This is a genomic window from Streptococcus sp. F2, assembly GCF_056500955.1.
The window spans coordinates 1-18,213 of the sequence record NZ_JBWKAI010000033.1; the positions used below are offsets into that span (position 1 = coordinate 1).

Sequence of the window (18,213 nt, forward strand, 5' to 3'; positions counted from 1 at the left end):
TTCGTTTTGCACAACAGCACGGATTCAATGTCGCTTAATCTCAAAAATCAGGTTTCAATACCTCTTTTTAGTGCGCCCAAAATCAGCATAAACAATAAATCAATTAGCTTTTATTTTTTTCAAACTTACTCCTCATGTATTGTTATCGCGTTAGTCGGTAAATAGCTTCCGCATAAATATCCATAGCGCGGTAAGCATCCGCTAAAACGATGTGTTCATTTTCTTGGTGTTCCGTTTGAACAGCATCAGGGAAAAGGGCACCAAAGGCAACACAATTGTCCATTGTTCTGGCAAAGGTTGCCCCTCCTGATGATTGGGCAGGGCTTTGATCACCGGTTTTTTCTCGATAGACTGTTAATAGGGTCGTTACCAATTCACTCTCTAATGGCACATATAAAGGTGCCAAATAATCAAATTCTTGGTAGGTTAGACCATATTCTTGCGCTTTTTGGCTTAATTGTTGGACCAATTTTTCCTTATCCGCCAGAACTGGAATCCGAATGTCTAGGCGAATTTCTGCCCTATCTTTGGTTAAGGTAAGCCCTGCGGCGTTAAAACTCAATTTGCCTGAAGGTTCATCTTCGACTGGTCCAAAAATATTGATTGCTCTGCCATCTTCATCAACGACATTGGCAAGAAAATCAAGGGTTTCATTGGGTTCAAGGACGACTAAGGCTTTGGCAAGTCTGATGAGGGCATTGATCCCATCCGGAGCATCTTTAGCATGCTGAGCGAGACCATACACCGTTAAGCTGTCCTCTTTGACGACGTACTCAAAGCCAAGCTTATCTAGTTCTTTTTGTAATGCCTCCAGCTTATCACCTTGATAAGAGGCTCTTGCAGGAACAACATTGTAGGCTTGTCCAATTTCAAGTGACAGTTTATCAGAACCTTTCCCCACTAGTTTTGCCTGAAGGAGGCCTTTTTCGGCATAGGTTAATGGAAAACTTGAGTCAGGAGCAAACCCAAAGGTGGCTTTTTCTTCTAGCTCATTGTAGCGATTCATGCACCGCCACAAGGTTTCTTCGTCTGTCCCGAAAATAAAGCGAATGCGTTTATTAAAGGTTACACCTGCATCTGTCAAGGCTTTGGTGGCAAAAAGTGCCATCATGCTAGGCCCTTTGTCGTCTTGAGTACCGCGCCCAAACAAACAACCATCGGCTTCGACACAGTCAAATGGATCTGTCTGCCATAACTGACGGTCCCCTTCTGGAACAACATCTAAGTGGCACAGAATAGCCAAGACCTCTTTTTGATTACCTAACTCAGCATAACCATAATAACCCTTAGGATCGATATAAGTATGGAAGCCAAGTCCTTGACATAAGTTTAAAGTGGCTTCAAGAACGTCTTGAATGGCCTGTCCAAAAGGTGTGCCATTTTCCCCTTCATTAAGAACAGAAGGGTAGGAAACAATCTGTTTAATGGCAGCCACACAGGCCTCTTGATGTTGGGGGTTGATATAGGATTCCATAGGAACCTCCTATCTGTTAAAAGAATGTTGCGACTACAAGTAATAGCACGCTCACAAGCATTACCATTACAATAAATTTACCGATGAATTTCCACCAAGTACCAAGGTCAACGCGACCAAGCGCAAGAGCTCCCATAACGATTGCTGAAGTTGGAGAGATCATGTTCAAAATACCAGAAGCTGACTGGAAGGCTGTAATAACAAGGTGGGCAGGAACATTTGAGAACTGACCAAGCGGTGCCATAATACCCATTGTTGCCCCAGCAAGCCCAGATGTTGATGGAATCAAGAAGGACATTGGGAGATAGAAAATATAGGCAAGGATAATAAAGACTTGAGAAGACAATCCTGAGAGTCCAGTTTCACCCCAGTGAAGAATAGTGGCTGTAATCATACCGCCGTTCATGATAACTTGAATACCACGCGCAATTGCACAGATCATGGCTACGCCCAAGAATTCACCTGCACCAGTCAAGAAGGAACTAAGGAAATCATCTTCACTCATACGATAAACGATAGCAACCAATACCCCCATCATGATAAAGAGCATAGTAATTTCTGGGAAGTACCATGTCCCAAATGCTCCCATGGTTTTCCCAATAGCGCCACCTAAAATAGGCATAGTGGTTAACCAAGTATTAATATTAGTAAATAGCTTGATGCCAAAATCTTCCCACGGAATCAAACTAAGAATCATAATGACAAAAGTCAAGGTAAAAATGGTCAAAACGTTTCGTTGGCGTTTGCTTAACTCTTCACCAGAATTTTGCAATTGGAAAAATTCCTTATGCTCTTCTGCCTTGTCTGCAACCAACGATTTGCTTGGATCTTTTTCAATCTTACTAGCGTAATTGTAAACGAACCAAATGGACATGCCGACAAGGACAAACCATTGAATAATCCGCCAAATCATCCCGTCTGCGATGCTGATACCAGCAGCATCAGCTGCTACACCAGTTGCAAATGGGTTAATTGTTGAAGCCAAACACCCAATTTGAGAACCAATCAGAATAATAGCCACAGCAACAATACTGTCAAAGCCAACAGCAATCATTACTGGAATCAAAAGTGGGTAGAAAGCCATGGTTTCTTCACCCATACCATAGGTAGAACCACCTAAGGCAAACAAAGGAATCAAAATGGCAATCAGCATTTTTTCTCTGCCTTTGTTTTTACGAACAACAGATGCGATTCCTGTATCAAGGGCACCTGTTTTATTGACAACTCCTAAAAAGCCACCAACCATTAAGATAAAGAAAGACACTTGAATAGCTCCATCAGTACCTTCAACACCCAACATGCCTCGGACAGGCGCCATCAAGATGTCAAAGAAACCTTGAGGATTGGATGCCACAGTTTTGTAAGTGCCTGAAATAACGCCACCATCTTTGGCAGTTTCATAGGCACCAGCTGGAATAAACCAGGTTAATACTGCCATAATGGCAATAATGATAAAAAGAACGGTGTAAGAAGAAGGGATTCTAAAACCCCGTTTTTTTTCTTCTGTCATAATGATTACCTCTTACCTTTTCATAAAAATAAGCCGTCCCAGTTCCGGTCAAGGACACGAGAACCAGAACGACTTGTCATGTAGTTAAAGTACGTTTTTTAAGTAGTTAAATTGTTAAATTAAAGGGGTCACATTGATATGTAAAATGAGTTAAGGAGTACCAGTCCTTATTACACTTTTGGAATAAAGAGGTTACCAAGGGTTGCTGCCATAACCGCTTTAATAGTGTGCATACGGTTTTCAGCTTGGTCAAAATGACGAGCGTATTTGCTACGGAAGACTTCGTCAGTGACTTCCATTTCTTTCACGCCGAATTTTTCAGCAACATCTTTACCATAAACGGTGTTGGTGTCATGGAAAGCTGGCAAGCAGTGCAAGAAGATAAGCTTGTCATTTCCTGCTTTTTTAACAAGGTCCATGTTGACTTGATATGGTTGAAGCAATTCAACACGTTCTTTGAATTTGTCTTCTTCACCCATTGATACCCAAACATCTGTGTAAAGCACGTCTGCGCCTTTAACAGCTTCGTCAACATCTTCCGTGATGAGGATTCGAGCGCCGCTTTCTTTAGCATAGCCTTCAGCCAATGTTACGATGTCATCTTCTGGGAAGAGTTCTTTTGGTGAGAAGATATGAACGTTAACACCAAGAATAGCACCAGTCACAAGAAGGGAATTAGCAACGTTATTACGTCCATCACCACAGTAAACAAGGGTAAGGCCTTCAAGTTTGCCAAAGTTTTCTTTCACTGTTAAATAGTCAGCAAGCATTTGGGTTGGGTGCCATTCATCAGTCAAACCATTCCAAACTGGCACACCTGAGAATTCTGCCAATTCTTCAACCATGCGTTGGCTAAAGCCACGGAATTCAATCCCATCAAACATACGACCCAATACTTTGGCAGTATCTTCAGTTGATTCTTTTTTACCAAGTTGGATGTCATTGGCACCAAGGTATTCTGGGTGAGCACCTAGGTCAATGGCTGCTGTTGTAAAAGCTGCACGCGTACGAGTTGATGTTTTTTCAAACAAGAGGGCAATGTTTTTACCTTCTAAGTAGTGATGAGGCACACCACGTTTTTTCAAATCTTTCAAATGAGCTGAAAAATCAATAAGATATTCTAATTCAGCGCGTGTAAAATCTTTTTCTGCTAGGAAGCTACGTCCTTGAAATACTTGTGTCATCTATTGTCTCCTTCGAGTATTAACTTAATCTTTGGGTTCATTATTTTTTGTGAGATAGAGATAGCAGCCTAATAGACCACCAACAATCGCAACTAGCATTGCTATGTCCATATTCTTCTCCCATTAAGCAATGGTTTTAACAAGGGATTGACAATACTCACCATCTTCTAAATACTTGGGACCATAGGCCTGATAACCTAAGCTTTCATAAAAGGTTTGTGCTGTCAATTCGCTGTGAATGGTTAGTTGGCGAAAGCCTTCCTGTCTGGCATAAGTTTCGAGCGCTTCAATGACTTTAGCACCATAACCCTGCCCACGATAGTCTGCTAAGGTTGCAATTCGTGTTAATCGTGCTTCTGTTTTCGTTTCAGCTAAAAATCGTCCTGTTGAAACGGGCTGGTCATCATCATAAACAACTGCATAAACCGTCCCTTTTTCATCATTGGCATCAAATTCATCTGCCATGGCAATGTTTCGTTCAAGGACAAAGACACAGAAGCGAAGATACAGACTAGCTGCCCTTTGAAAAGGCTCCTGACCTACAATCACCTTTACCATAACTTACTAAATATCTTCACGTTCAAATGGCATTGACATACAACGAGGTCCACCACGACCGCGAACCAATTCACTTCCGTGAATCTTGATCAACTTCAAGCCTTTGGATTCAAGAATGGCATTGGTAATGGTGTTACGGTTATAAACCACAACCACACCTGGGGCAATCGTAAGGGTATTAGAACCATCGTTCCATTGTTCACGACCTGCTGCTACTAAGTTGTCACCACCACAACGGATAAGGTCAACTTTTTCAACACCAAGGTTAGCAGCAAGAAGTTCTGCTAAATCACCTTTTTCTTCAACGATATGAAGTTCTTCATTGTCGTAAGTGACAGAGTAAACACGAAGGTCGCCTTCAATTTCTGGGTGAATGGTAAATTTGTCATAGTCAACCATGGTAAAGACAGTATCTAAGTGCATGAATTTACGGTTATTTGCAAATTCAAAGGCCAATACTTTCTTGAAGCCAAGGTTTTGTTTAAAGATGTTAACCAACAATTTTTCAATAGAAGCAGCATCTGTACGTTGAGAAATACCAACCGCAAGCACATCTTTTGAAAGAACAAGTTCGTCCCCACCTTCAATGCGAGTGGTTTCATTACGGTCATAAACCATAGGCACTTTGCCACCACCATAGATTGGGTGATGAGTGAAAATGTATTTACCATAAAGGGTTTCACGGTTACGTGTTTCTGAGAACATGTGATTGAGAGAAACACCTGTACCGATAGTTGCGAATGGGTCCCGTGTGAAATAAAGATTTGGCATTGGATCGATCGCAAATGGGTAACTGGATTCAACCAAGTCAGTCAAGCCTTTTTCAGATGCTGGGATCTCTGGAAGTTCAGATTTTTGAACCCCTGCCATGGTTTTTTCAATTAATTCTTGATTGTCTTCGATAGCCATCAACAATTCACGAATAGCTTTTTTAGTAGCTCTTCCACGAATGTTAGCTTCGCTTAGGTATTCATCGATGAAAGCTTCGCGAATTTCTGGAGTGACAAGAGATTCTGCAGCTAAGGTTTCAAGGTACAAGACTTCAATGCCTTCGTCACGTAAAGCTTGGGCAAAAGCATCATGTTCTTTTTGGGCATCCTCTAAGAATGGAATGTCATCAAACAACAAGCGTTCCAAGTAGTCTGGCATAAGATTTTCAATTTCCTTACCAGGTCTGTGGAGCAAGACTTTTTTTAATTTTCCAATTTCAGAATACACATGAATTGGTGTTTGAGCAGTCATAATAATTACCTCTTTCTAAATGGTTTTTTTGTGAATTCACCGTCAAGATTCTTAACTCTTGCTTACATCCCTAGTGTACTTTATACCTGAGATAAAAATAGGATATTTCTCACGTTCACTTTGTGTAATCGCTTACACTTTTTTGTCTAAAAATTTATCTTTATAAATTTGTATTCGTTTACTTGTATGTTTTTTACATTTTAGTGTAAAAATTTATAGTTATAAATTAAAAAAAGTCAGAAAAAACTTTTAAAAAAGTGTTTTTCTGACGATTTGGTCATTTTGTATATTGTAAAAAGTAAGCTTTGTCCAAATAGGTCAAGTATTTCCCTTTAATGGTGATTAATTTGTCTTTTTTTAAATCTCTCAACACATGGCTGACTGTTTCTCTTGTGGTCCCACTCATCTGGGCAATGTCTGTTGTGGTCAACTGAAATGGTAAGGTATCACTATCCTTGCCCATTTCTACCAGCAAAATAGCCAAAGATTGAATCACACGAGAACTGGCGCTTGATGTAATCAAGTTTCGGACCCTCAACTCATGTAACTCGAGCAGCTTAGACATCTTACTATAAAGATGTTTCATTTGTTGGCGATTTTGAAGCGAGTATTCTTCAAATAAGTCCGTAGGCAGGTAAAAATAGGTCACATCTGTCATGGCTACCACTGAAAAATGGTAATAATCATCTGTAAAGAGGCCACCGTAAGGAAAAATGGTGCCATGTCTGATGAAATCCGTATACATGAAAGTTCCTGATTGATCGGACTGCTCCACCTTGAAATAACCAGAGGTCACTAGAAAAAGCTTGTCTCTCTTATCGCCTTCAAAAAAAAGGATATGGTCCTTTTTAGCTTTTCGGAATTCCATTTGACCCACAATTTTGTCAAATTGTTCAATAGAAAAGTGACGAAAATCATTTAATTTTCTAAGGTATTGATAATCTTCTCTTCGAATCACATAAGCCTCCTTTTCTAAACGTTACCTTCATTTTATCATAAAACCCCATATTTTGTAAGCGGTTCATCAAAAACTTTACACCTTCTCCTCTTTTTGCTATACTCGGATTGTTATCAATTACGTTAAAGGAAGATTATAAAAATGAATAAGAAAGAGACACGTCATCAACTGATACGTTCCCTCATCTCCGAAACAACCATACATACTCAGCAGGAATTGCAGGAGCGATTGCGTAAAAATGGCATTACCATTACACAGGCAACCCTATCTCGTGACATGAAGGAATTGAATCTGGTTAAAGTGACTTCTGGTAACGATACACACTATGAAGCGCTAGCCATTTCACAAACCCGCTGGGAACATCGGCTTCGTTTTTACATGGAAGATGCCTTGGTCATGTTAAAGGTGGTTCAAAACCAAATCATTTTAAAGACCCTACCAGGACTGGCTCAATCTTTTGGATCCATCTTAGATGCCATGCAAATTCCAGAAATTGTAGCAACGGTTTGCGGGGATGATACTTGTTTGATCGTTTGCGAGGACAATGAGCAAGCTAAGGCTTGTTACGAAACCCTCAGTCACTACACGCCACCTTTCTTCTTTAGTAACAAATAAAACTTCACAGAAAACCTCTATGTGATATACGATCTAGTCCTCACCTTTTACTAGGGCAGCAAGATCTCATCAAAAAGCGAGTAAACGAAAACCTAAATGTCAGGACATTCGTTTACTCGCTTTTTTGTTAACCTTCTATTTTACAAAACTCATCATACTAATCTAGTTTTCTGTAAAAAGTGGCACGTGTGGATTATCTTTATCCAACACATGCAAAGAAGTGATTGCATGAAGGTACATTTTAGCGCTGCCTTCAATGAAGTCAAGAGCATGTTGTAACCTATTCTGGCCTTCTTGATCAAGGGCTTCGATAATCAAAAAAGCATTTTTAGTGTGTTCTGTCACCATGGTGCGTTCACCATCTCGCCAGTTAAGGCAACGGCAAACCGCTCCAATATCATCCTTATAACACAGTTCATTCGGTAAGGTTGGGTTGTTGTCAGCATCCCCAATCAAGTAAAAGTCGTCACCACCATCTGTTACCGTCAGACGTAAATCTCCAACAAAACTGTCACTATCTTCGGCTCCAACAGGTAAACCAAAACGTAGACTAGCCGCATTATAAATATCCACTAGCGGGTTGATAGACGGAATGGTTTGACCATTTGCCACCCGCTTGAGAAGGGCTTCGATGCTAGAGCGGGCCCCCTTTTTGGTTTTAAATTGTTGATAGGCCTTGCGGTAAACTTGAACCACCTGATTATCACTAAAATTGTCTGCTGTTAAATAAGCTTTTGCCAACTCATGGCTGTCTGCTAATAGCTGTTTGACATCTTCTGGTGACTCCCCTTGATTCTGAACATCCTTTAATAAGACGACACCTAGTTTGGCATCTGGAAAAAGTTCCCAAAAACTTTGATCTGCTACAAATTGAACCATCTCTTATTCTCCTTTAGTCCCCTTAGTTGTTTCCTTTAAGATACTCTTTTTCCTTTAAAAATGCAATTAATTGAGGGCTTAAACGTCTTGGCCCTCTCACGGCAGCTACGCCATGTTCTTTCATAAGGTCAAAGGACAAGAGACCATCCTCGTACTGTTGGCATTTTCGGAGACGCATGAGTTTGTCAATGTTAGGATTTTTACGATAGCCTTGGTTAGGTATATTGGTTTCGAGGACTTGGCAGGCATAGCGAATGGATTTGACTGGAGCCGTCATATAAATCAGCACGTAGTCTCCCACGGCAATACCAGCTTTTTGAGTCCATAAAATCACATCATTAGCTGCAAATTCTGCATCAATATCATAGTATTTCAAATTAGCTGGAATGACCCAATAATCAGGACCATTAGGATTAGAAAGACCGTTGGGATTGACTAGTTGACGACTTTGAATGACTAACCCCCAAAGCTGATCATCTGTTACTTTATCATCCAAGACAACACTAACCCAATTGTTTTTTGACATATGGTAGGCAGGGTAAATGCCCTCTTGCTGCAGTAACTGATGTAAATCCTTGGGATTAACTTTGACAGTCATCACTTCACATGTCTGTCCTACTAATCTCTCTGGTATCTGGTCCAATTTATCAGCCAAGAGAGAAAAAATCATGGCATACCATTTGCCCCCTACCCGATAGGTTGCAAGGTATGGGTGCTTCTCAAAAGGATAGTCCATTGGGTCAGACCATTCTTTGGTGATATGCTTAGCAAGTCTATTAGCTTGCATTGACTGAAAAGGAGTGGCTTCAAAACAGGCTACTGATAAGCGCTCTAAAAGTTCCAAATAGGCCGCTCTAACCTGCCCACTATAGGTTCCTTGCCAGGCTGCCTGTTGTAAAGGCAAATAATCCTCCTCCAAGTCACAATCAATAACCCTGTCCCAGATATTGCCAGCTTTATCAATCCTAAGCTGCGCCTCAAATTCTTCTTCCATAAACCGTTCGTTATAGAAATAACCATTATCTCGTTTTTCAAAACCGTAAGCCATTAGCTTTTCAACTATGGGGGTCTGTCGGCTAAAATAGTCAGTTGCTAAACTCATGATATCCTTTCTAAGGTTCCTATCTCCAATCCCCTAACTTAGGGAAATGGCTGACATGCACTTCCTGTAACCTTACTCGTTTTCCTGTGTGTCGTCTGCCATTAACTCATGCCTTTTAGGAAGGCTTAATTGTATTTCAGTGAACTGGTCTGACTGACTTTGAATGATCATCTGATAAGCCTCTCCATATTGGAGCTTCAATCGTTGGTCGACGTTTTTAAGACCTACTCCTCCTCTAGTCAGTAAACTTTGACTATTGGTTAAAGCAGATGCTTCTATTCCTTTACCATTATCCCAGACGGTCAAAATCAGATGTTGAGCTGTCTCAGATACCGTAACCTTGATCATGCCCTTGCGGTCCACTTCTTTAATTCCGTGGTAGATGGCGTTTTCCACCAAGGGTTGTAAGATGAGTTTAGGAATAACAAAATCAGCATAGGCATCTAAGCCTTGAACGTCATAAGTTAACTTGTCTCCGTAACGCTGTTTTTGAATAAAGAGGTATTGGCTAACGTGATCCAGTTCATCTGCTAAACGAATATAGTCATTCCCCTGATTAAGGGCCAAACGAAAATACTTAGCTAGAGACTTGGTCACTTCTACAACGCGCTTGCTGTCATTAAATTCTGCCATCCAAATAATAGTGTCCAAGGTGTTATAGAGAAAATGCGGGTTAATCTGACTAGCCAAGGCTTGTAACCTGTACTGCCCAATCGCCTTTTCCTTATCCGCAACGGCAACCATCAAGCTATCAATTTGATCTAAGAGCGCATTAAACTGATGGGCAAGGTCTGTCAATTCCGGCGAACCCGTTTCTTGGGCACGCAACTGACGGTTCCCTTTTTGAATAGCCAGAATCACCTGCTGCAATTGTTGAATGGGACGAATCCATTTACGTAAGACTAAAATAGTCGTAAGGCCACAGATAAGACAGGCTAGAAGTCCCATCCCAAGGAAGGACCAAAAAATCTGACGTTGTACTCGGTGCAATTGGTCCAAGGAAGCAACACCAATCAAAGTCCATTGACTGTTGGGAATGACCCTTTGATAAACAAAGGATGATTTATCCTTGGCGTAGCCATTTTTAATAGCCAAATAAGGTTTCATGGCAGCCATTTCTCGAGAAGAGCTGTAAACACTCTTTTTGGGATGGTAAACAAATTCATGCTTATCATTCACAATAAAGGCAAAGCCTTGGCGGCCTAGCTGAAGCTGGTCTAAAGACGCTTTAATGGTCGGATAAGCAATATCAAGTCTTAGCACACCTAAATTATGCCCAGCCCTATCTACTACCTCTTGGGTCACAGAAACCACCCACTCCTTTTTAGAGGAAAGAGATAATTGCCGAGCTGGGGTCAAGACTGGCATGGCCTGACGGTCTATGGCTGCTTTATACCAGGTTTCTGCCATCATGTCACTGGAGGTTTTCATGGTCAACTGAGGGTTGGTAGACACCGTTCGACCATCCTTAGTCACCAGAACAGCTGCTTGTAAATCGGAATTGGTCGCAAGTACCATCTCCATGAGCTGAAGAACCTGCTTGTCGTCTTCTTGATGAATTTGACTAGCAAAGTCTTGAATTTCCGAATTTTTCGCCAGCACCGAAGTTGTTTCTTTGAGAGGCTTGATGTAAGCGTCAATGAATTGGGAACTTTGCCGAATGCTCTGCCGGGTATCACGTTCAATTAACTGCCTGATATTACGAGAACTGGTCTGGTAATAGAGTAAGCCCAGTGTGGTAATAAGGGCAAGCACCATGACAAAGACATACGAAATCAACTGAACCAGTAGAGGGTAACGCCTCATGCCCGTCCTCCTTTTTTATATTGACTTGGCGTCATTCCAACAAGCTGCTTAAAACGCTGTGAAAAATAATTCATGTCCTCAAAGCCCACTTGCTCCGCAATTTCATAGATTTTCAGGTCGCTAGTTAACAAGAGGAGCTTCGCTTTTTTCAACCGCTCTTGCACCAAATAATCTTGGAAGGGCAAGCCTAACTCTTTTTTAATGAGCACACTAAGGTAATTCGGACTAAAACCAAGCTGATGGGCTAGGCTTTTTAAGGTCAAGCTAGAATCGGCTAGTTGGCCTTGAATGGCCATAGCTAGCTCAGATACCTCTTTTGGAGATTGTTCAACCAATTCCTGAATGGTTTCTGTTTTCTTGGAAAGGTCTAATTTTTGCTGGAGCTTTCCTAACATGTCTTCTACATCTGCCTTGGAAAAGGGTTTGAGCAAGTAATCATCTGCCCCTAACTTCAAAGCAGATAAGGCATAGTTAAAATCATCGTAGCCCGTCAAAAATACCAGATGGGTTTGGGGGGATTCCTGTTTAATGAGTTCCGCTAGTTGAATCCCATTTAATTTGGGCATATTGATATCCGTCAAAACAATATCATAAGGCTCTTTCTGAAACAAGTCCCAAGCTAACTGGCCATTTTCTGCTTCGTTGACCCGCTCAATCTTGAACTGGCTAAAATCAACCAAAGAACGAATACCCTGGCGCACAAGGTATTCGTCTTCTACAATTAACAATGAGTACACACGGTATCTCCTTATCTTTACAAAGGGCCTTGCATGGCCCTTTCATACTAGTCTTTCTTCTATTATATCAGATTTTTAGGACTAACCCTATTCCACAGATGATAATAAATAACCATAGCCCTTAGCTTCCATATCAGCTTTTGGAATAAAGGTAATAGCCAAGCTATTGATGCAGTAACGAAGGCCGCCTTGGTCTTTAGGTCCGTCAGTAAAGACATGCCCCAGATGAGAATTCCCTGAACGGCTGCGCACCTCTGTTCTCGTCATATTGAAACTCTTATCTTCCTTGTAACGAATAACATCTGGGCTGATCGGACGGCTAAAACTTGGCCAACCGCAGCCGGATTCAAATTTGTCTTTTGAAGAGAAGAGTGGTTCACCAGTAACAACATCAACATAGATTCCAGCCTCAAAAGAATCCCAATAGCGGTTTGAAAAGGCTCTTTCGGTTTCATTTTTTTGCGTCACTCGATATTCGTCTGCAGATAGTTTTGCTTTAATCTCAGCTGCACTTGGTTTTGGGTACTTGCTTTCATCAATGACGGGATAAGTTGCTTGGTTAATATCAATATGGCAGTAGCCATTTGGGTTTTTCTTGAGGTAATCTTGGTGGTACTCTTCGGCCTTGATAAAGTGTTTCAATGGCGCCTTTTCAACCACAATTTTCTTCTTGTAGTCTTTAGCTTTTTCCTTGAAGACCTCATCAATAACAGCTAAATCTGCTTTGTCAGTATAGTAAATCCCAGTTCGGTATTGACTACCGCGATCATTTCCTTGCTTATTAACACTGGTTGGGTCAATAATTCGGAAAAAATGCAGAAGTAACTCTTTTAAACTGACACGGTTCGCATCATAGGTCACTTCAACGGTTTCTGCGTGACCAGTCTGATGAATTAACTGGTAATTAGTAGTCTCCCCTCTACCATTCGCATAGCCTGACACCGCATCTAGGACACCATCTACCTGTGAAAAATATTCTTCAACGCCCCAGAAACAGCCACCAGCTAGGTAAATCACTTTTTGATCAACAGGAACATTAGGATCTAATTTAGTGGATTTGACTTTTTTAGCCGGTAGTTGAGGCTTGCCTTGACTAAAAGCCTTGGCTTGACCTTTCTGAATGAGAATAGAAGCACCGCCTATTAACACGACCACTCCAACAATAAATAGCAATAATTTCCATTTGTGTTCCATATGACCAACTCCTTTTTTCTAATCTTCGATTCGTTCTTCCTAGTGAATAGCTTTTAGATTCTTTTGGATATCTGCTTTTTTAGCGTAACCAATATGTTTCTTGGCAAGCACTCCATCACTTCCAATGAAAACTTCTGTTGGGTAAGATCTGACACCGTAAGCTTCCAGCAGTTTACCGTCGGGATCTAACAAGACTGGTAAGTCCCTATAGTCTGTTCCTTGGAACCATTTCTTAAAGTCTGCTTCTGATTTTTCCCCTTGATGACCTGGTGAGACAACTGTTAAGACCACATAGTCTTTGTCGGACATTTTGGCAAGGTCTTCGGTATCTGCCAAGGTTGACAGACAGATTGAACACCAAGATGCCCAAAATTTCAGATAGACTTTTTTACCTTTTAAGTCTGATAGGCGATAGGTCTTACCGTCTACACTTTTAAGCTCAAAATCAGGTGCCCTAGGGCCTTCGTTGGTCATCTTCTTATCTGATGACTTATCTGTCATCATGGACTTGTCCTTTGATGTTGACATCTTATCGTTTGTCTTTGTTGCCACACTCATCTTGTCCTGAGTCATTTCTTTTTTAGCCATATTGTCTTGGGCTGAGCAAGCGGTCAATAAACCGAGACAAGCCAAACCAGTTGTTACTAATAGTCCTTTTTTCATTGTGTTTCTCCTTTATCCAAAAAGTTGTGCTAAGTTATTTAAGGTTCCTGTCATAAGCAGAATCCCCATAATAATAATCAGAACGCCTCCTACTTTTTTCAGTAAAAGCATATGGGGTTTGAGTTTATTAAAATGTTTCAAAACAAAACCAGATGCAAAAGATAAGAGCAAGAAGGGAATGCCTAATCCTAGCGTATAGACAATCATGAGCAGACCACCTTGCCAAGCGCCATTGCCACCGGAAGCAACCAAGGCGAGAACAGAGCTCAAAACAGGTCCTACACAAGGCGTCCAGCCAAAGCTAAAGGTCAAACCAAGGATAAATGCATTGAGCAAACCGTTGCGATTCTTATCATTATGGAAAGTCAGTGATTTTTGAAATTGCAGACGCTTAATGGTAATCAAGCCCACCTGATGGATCCCCAGAATGATGACCAAGGCTCCCAGTAAGTACCGAAACCATACCGCATAAAGGATATTTCCTAAAAAACCAGCCCCATAACCTAAAATCACAAAGATAGTGGATAACCCAAAAATGAAGGCTAAGGTCTTGACAATGCCATACCAATAGAGTTTTTTACCAAATATAGTCATTGTCCTTGAATCATCTGCATCCAGTAAAATACCTAAATAGACAGGAAGGACCGGAAAGATACACGGAGAGAAAAATGATAACAAGCCTGCCGCAAAAACGGAAGCGATTAAGACGATTGATAAGGTCATAAGCAACTCCTCTCTAAGGTTATCCTTATTGTATCTAAAGCAAGACAGACAAACCATAGACTGGGGTATGCAAAAACTTGAATTTGATACGATATCAGATAAATGATTGACTAAAGGGACGTAAAAACCCGACCTCTCTTTTAATGAGGTCGGGTTCATAACGAAAATCATTTTCCATGCTATGTCAAACGTTACAGTAAATAAGGCTAACAAGAAAAGTTAAATACGCTTAGACGCATTGCGATTTCTCTTATGCACATACCAGTACATGACAACCATAATCAACAAGGCTACAAGGCTGGTTGTTAGTACAATCCAGAACCACACACTATCAACTTTGGCAAAAGGCAACTTCACATTCATGCCATAAAAACTAGTAACCATGGCAATAATTGAAATGCCTATCGAAAAAATCGTCAAACTGGTCACATTATTGTTCAAATTGTTGCTGAGGACGTTGTTATAAGAAGACGAAATCTCCTTGAGCACACGAGTGTTTAAATCACACATATTAGACAACTGCCTAGCCTCAATAATGGCATCGCGGTGCTGCTCTGCCTCATCTTCTTCGAGGTCCTGCTGGCCAGGCATGTTTTTTAATTCTGCTAGCATTTGTTCATTTTGCTTAGAACCAATGAGAATGTAAACAGTGCCACTTTGCAAGTTAGCCAAACTTTCCAAATTCGTCTTATTGGCTTTTTGACGCAAGGCTTCAATCAACTTATCTCGCTGCTGCGCTATTTCATCCATCAGGGGCACGTACTGTTTAGTAAAAGCCGTTAACAGCTGAAACACCAGGTGACGTGGCGAACGACTCTCATCCAAGTCAGGGAAAACTTCTTCGATTAGCGCCAAGCTGTGATCATGCCCCAAAATATAGAGAGACTGATCATTCAAAAAGAGAGTAATCGGAATCACACGGGGAATATGGTTGGGATGATAAGCTTCTTCCTGACGATCCAAAATCTGAAAAACAATAGTCAGTTTTTCCTTGTTTTCCTCCATAAATGAGGTTTCATTTTTATCTTTAGCGTAATCAAAGACCTCAGCGTCAATGAGACCTTCTGACACCAGTGCTTCTTGATCGTGCTCTGTAAGCTGATCAAGATTGATTAACGTGATTGCCGAACTGGCTTTAGGAAGTATTGGCATGGCAAATCTCCTTTGGATATCTTACGCCTATTATGGATTAAAGGGGTGGAATACACAAGTCAAAGGCTTGAGAATTGCCTTTACTGAATCGTTATTTCCCCCAAGAACGGTAAAGTTTCTCAATCAAGCCAACGCCCGACAGGGTTAGGGATTTGGTCATCACAGGACTCGTCAATTGACCTTCTAAAATCATCTGACTGACATGATGAGCTTCTGCCTCGAAATCACTAGGCATGGTCGCCTCAATGACAGAACGACTCCCATCAGGTCTGACCAAAGTGGCATGCGTGGTTTTCCAAAAATGAGGAATTTCCAAACGCCCCTTAGTCCCATAAATCACTAGTTCATGGGGTAAGCTGAGATGAGTGGTCAGAAAAATATCCACTAAAACCCCATTTGATAAAGCCAAAATCAGCTTAGACTGGCTATCACTTTGTCCTTCAGGAAAACGGGCTACGCCACTAGCCGACACAATATCAGCATCAAAGAGATAAGGCAAATAAGAAAGAGCGTAAGGCGCCATAAAATGCACAGTTCCCCCACCTTTTTCCAAATCTCTAAACCAGGTCACATGATCAATATTGGGGTAGGCCGTTGTTGACGAAACCGATACAATATCACCCAATTCCCCAGCAGCAATAAGGCCTTTTAAACGCTGTGTCATAGGAATAAAGACAGCCTTCTGGGCCTCCATCAAAAACAAGCCGCGCTCTTGCGCTAAAGCAAAAAGTTCTTCAGCCTGAGCAGCTGTCAACGTAAACGGTTTTTCCACCAGAACATGCTTGCCTGCCAGCAAAGCCTTCTTAGCCGCAGGAAAATGGTCCTGATTGATACTTGCTACATAAATGGCATCAATCGACACATCCAACAACATGTCATCAAGACTACCATAAGCCTTAGGCAACTGATGCGCTGTCGCAAAAGCCTTTGCCTTATCAAGTGAACGACTGGACACCGCCACAACCTCGCCATTGCCAGCCAAGCGCACCCCCTCAATAAAACGAGGGGCCACCTGCGCCGTCGACACAATCCCATACCGAACCTTAGCCATCCTAACTCCTTTACCATGCATTTGTTAAGCTTATTATAGCATATGTAAGGGGGAAAGAGATAACAACATATATTACCACAAGAGGTGATAAGGAAGGATAGCGATTCAGTTAGTCACGCAAAAATAAGAACCTTGGTAAACCAAGATTCCTATTAGGAGTTCTGTAAAAAGAAATTATTTTTCGGCTAAGCGTAGTTTAGCTTAGGAAACTTAAACCTAGCTTAATTGGAGGGTGTTACATTTCGCCTACTTCTATATAATTAATGAGTATTCCTCTAAATACCATTTTAAAATATAGTTCAGCTATAGTATTCCTGAAGAATTTGTTAATCCATATATCTTCTTCTTCCCCTCCATGGCAAATTGAAGTATATTTTCATTAACTAGCTTTTCAGTAATATTACTGATAGTTCTCTTAGATAAGTTTTTATACTTATCTGGCAATTTTTCTTTAATTTGTTCAACCGATAGATGGCTACTCTTATTAAACATTTGCAAAATGGCAGATTCCTTTTTTGTTCTGTTTGGCTCTGTTATCAATTCAATCGGTAGTAATGAACATTTATATCCTAAATTTAATATATTATCGTAGTTTTGACACAAGTTAATCATAGAAAATACTGGTAAAAATTTATTAAAATCTTCATTGTACCTCTTATCAATAATTCCAAAAACTACTTCTACTTCATTATTATCAATAAAATTAGTCCCAAACTTCTCTTGAACACTATCTTCTATATGTTTTCTATAATCACTGTTATTTTTCAATAGCTGTGAAGAAACCAACCCTTGAGCAAATAAATGACTCAGGGACGAAGAAGCACCTCCTTTTTTAACATGGATAAATTGTCTAACTTTAGTTATAATATCTGCTGGTTCAATTTTACTTTTCCCCCAACTAGTTTCTCGGTAATTCATTTTATCAAATAATTGATAATCCGTAGGATTTGAATTGACAAAATTCACATTGTAATCACCCTCACCCCAATCGGCCTCACAAGCAATCTAAACCACTTCAGATTTTGGAATACTCTGAATTTTCTGCAAGATACTAGTATAATAATTACTTTCAATTCTAAACCAATCTCCGTTGTTTAAAAAATAGCGTTCCTCATTACATTCCGTTTCGAATAATAAGCAGTGGGCGCTTGCTTATAGTGTTGAGGCTGGCAATATCCATGATAGTCAGGCTTTTCCTGCACTTTTTGCCAAGCTTGAACCCTTGAAACCACAGTTTATTATTGCGGATTCCGGCTATAAAATTCCCAGCATTGCCAAGTTTCTGATTGATAAGGAAATCACTCCTGTCCTTCCTTACATACGACCAAGAGGAAAGAAAGACCTTCTACGTCCGAAAGAATTTAT

General features: G+C 40.7%; 16 protein-coding genes and 3 pseudogenes. 2 read left to right on the forward strand and 17 right to left on the reverse strand.

The window, feature by feature from the left end; all coding sequences use genetic code 11:
- Positions 1–142 precede the first annotated feature (142 nt).
- From ACYTR8_RS08970 to ACYTR8_RS08995, 6 genes are all read right to left on the reverse strand, one after another.
- Positions 143–1,474, reverse strand: coding sequence for a dipeptidase (locus ACYTR8_RS08970; RefSeq protein ID WP_479642041.1), 1,332 nt, complete (start codon positions 1,472–1,474; stop codon positions 143–145).
- Positions 1,475–1,490: 16 nt separating this feature from the next.
- Entirely contained in the window at positions 1,491–2,984 is a 1,494-nt protein-coding gene (locus tag ACYTR8_RS08975; RefSeq protein ID WP_111717157.1) for a YfcC family protein, read from the reverse strand.
- A 170-nt stretch (positions 2,985–3,154) separates the two neighbouring features.
- Positions 3,155–4,168 (reverse strand): ornithine carbamoyltransferase, encoded by a 1,014-nt coding sequence (gene argF, locus ACYTR8_RS08980; RefSeq protein ID WP_269760415.1) that lies wholly within the window; start codon positions 4,166–4,168, stop codon positions 3,155–3,157.
- Positions 4,169–4,291: 123 nt separating this feature from the next.
- The gene (locus ACYTR8_RS08985) at positions 4,292–4,726 is read right to left on the reverse strand and encodes a GNAT family N-acetyltransferase (protein WP_164403517.1); all 435 of its coding nucleotides are present in this window, start codon (positions 4,724–4,726) and stop codon (positions 4,292–4,294) included.
- 6 nt (positions 4,727–4,732) lie between these two features.
- Entirely contained in the window at positions 4,733–5,968 is a 1,236-nt protein-coding gene (gene arcA, locus ACYTR8_RS08990; RefSeq protein ID WP_014407704.1) for an arginine deiminase, read from the reverse strand.
- Positions 5,969–6,245: 277 nt separating this feature from the next.
- Positions 6,246–6,926: a Crp/Fnr family transcriptional regulator gene (locus ACYTR8_RS08995; RefSeq protein WP_269760414.1), complete on the reverse strand. Its 681-nt coding sequence runs from the start codon at positions 6,924–6,926 to the stop codon at positions 6,246–6,248.
- A gap of 141 nt (positions 6,927–7,067) precedes the next feature.
- Here ACYTR8_RS08995 and ACYTR8_RS09000 point away from each other — a divergent pair, with 141 nt between their 5' ends.
- Positions 7,068–7,541, forward strand: coding sequence for an arginine repressor (locus ACYTR8_RS09000; protein WP_003051927.1), 474 nt, complete (start codon positions 7,068–7,070; stop codon positions 7,539–7,541).
- A 162-nt stretch (positions 7,542–7,703) separates the two neighbouring features.
- On the opposite strand, the gene ACYTR8_RS09005 is transcribed toward ACYTR8_RS09000, so the two are convergent.
- The 11 genes and pseudogenes from ACYTR8_RS09005 to ACYTR8_RS09055 all read right to left on the reverse strand — a co-directional run.
- Positions 7,704–8,420 (reverse strand): B3/B4 domain-containing protein, encoded by a 717-nt coding sequence (locus tag ACYTR8_RS09005; RefSeq protein ID WP_443597694.1) that lies wholly within the window; start codon positions 8,418–8,420, stop codon positions 7,704–7,706.
- 22 nt (positions 8,421–8,442) lie between these two features.
- Positions 8,443–9,522: an MmcQ/YjbR family DNA-binding protein gene (locus ACYTR8_RS09010; protein ID WP_479642042.1), complete on the reverse strand. Its 1,080-nt coding sequence runs from the start codon at positions 9,520–9,522 to the stop codon at positions 8,443–8,445.
- 72 nt (positions 9,523–9,594) lie between these two features.
- Positions 9,595–11,328: a cache domain-containing sensor histidine kinase gene (locus ACYTR8_RS09015; RefSeq protein ID WP_111717163.1), complete on the reverse strand. Its 1,734-nt coding sequence runs from the start codon at positions 11,326–11,328 to the stop codon at positions 9,595–9,597.
- Positions 11,325–12,065, reverse strand: coding sequence for a response regulator transcription factor (locus ACYTR8_RS09020; protein WP_479642043.1), 741 nt, complete (start codon positions 12,063–12,065; stop codon positions 11,325–11,327). Before ACYTR8_RS09020 ends, ACYTR8_RS09015 begins: the two co-directional genes overlap by 4 nt.
- Positions 12,066–12,152: 87 nt before the next feature.
- Positions 12,153–13,085, reverse strand: a pseudogene (gene msrB, locus ACYTR8_RS09025) (peptide-methionine (R)-S-oxide reductase MsrB); the annotation flags it as partial.
- A gap of 213 nt (positions 13,086–13,298) precedes the next feature.
- Positions 13,299–13,922, reverse strand: coding sequence for a TlpA disulfide reductase family protein (locus ACYTR8_RS09030; protein ID WP_111717169.1), 624 nt, complete (start codon positions 13,920–13,922; stop codon positions 13,299–13,301).
- Positions 13,923–13,934: 12 nt separating this feature from the next.
- Positions 13,935–14,645 (reverse strand): thiol-disulfide oxidoreductase-associated membrane protein CcdA2, encoded by a 711-nt coding sequence (ccdA2, locus tag ACYTR8_RS09035; protein ID WP_003051940.1) that lies wholly within the window; start codon positions 14,643–14,645, stop codon positions 13,935–13,937.
- Positions 14,646–14,864: 219 nt separating this feature from the next.
- Positions 14,865–15,797, reverse strand: a complete 933-nt coding sequence (locus tag ACYTR8_RS09040; protein WP_269760407.1) for a magnesium transporter CorA family protein — start codon at positions 15,795–15,797, stop codon at positions 14,865–14,867.
- Positions 15,798–15,888: 91 nt separating this feature from the next.
- On the reverse strand, positions 15,889–16,848 hold the full coding sequence (locus ACYTR8_RS09045; protein ID WP_479642044.1) for a Gfo/Idh/MocA family protein: 960 nt from the start codon (positions 16,846–16,848) through the stop codon (positions 15,889–15,891).
- Positions 16,849–17,151: 303 nt separating this feature from the next.
- Positions 17,152–17,460, reverse strand: a complete 309-nt coding sequence (locus ACYTR8_RS09050) for a BlaI/MecI/CopY family transcriptional regulator (RefSeq protein ID WP_479642045.1) — start codon at positions 17,458–17,460, stop codon at positions 17,152–17,154.
- Positions 17,455–17,934 (reverse strand): annotated as a pseudogene (locus ACYTR8_RS09055) (DUF6119 family protein); the annotation flags it as partial. The gene ACYTR8_RS09050 and the pseudogene ACYTR8_RS09055, both read right to left, overlap by 6 nt.
- Positions 17,935–17,989: 55 nt before the next feature.
- Here ACYTR8_RS09055 and ACYTR8_RS09060 point away from each other — a divergent pair.
- Positions 17,990–18,213 (forward strand): annotated as a pseudogene (locus tag ACYTR8_RS09060) (transposase); the annotation flags it as partial.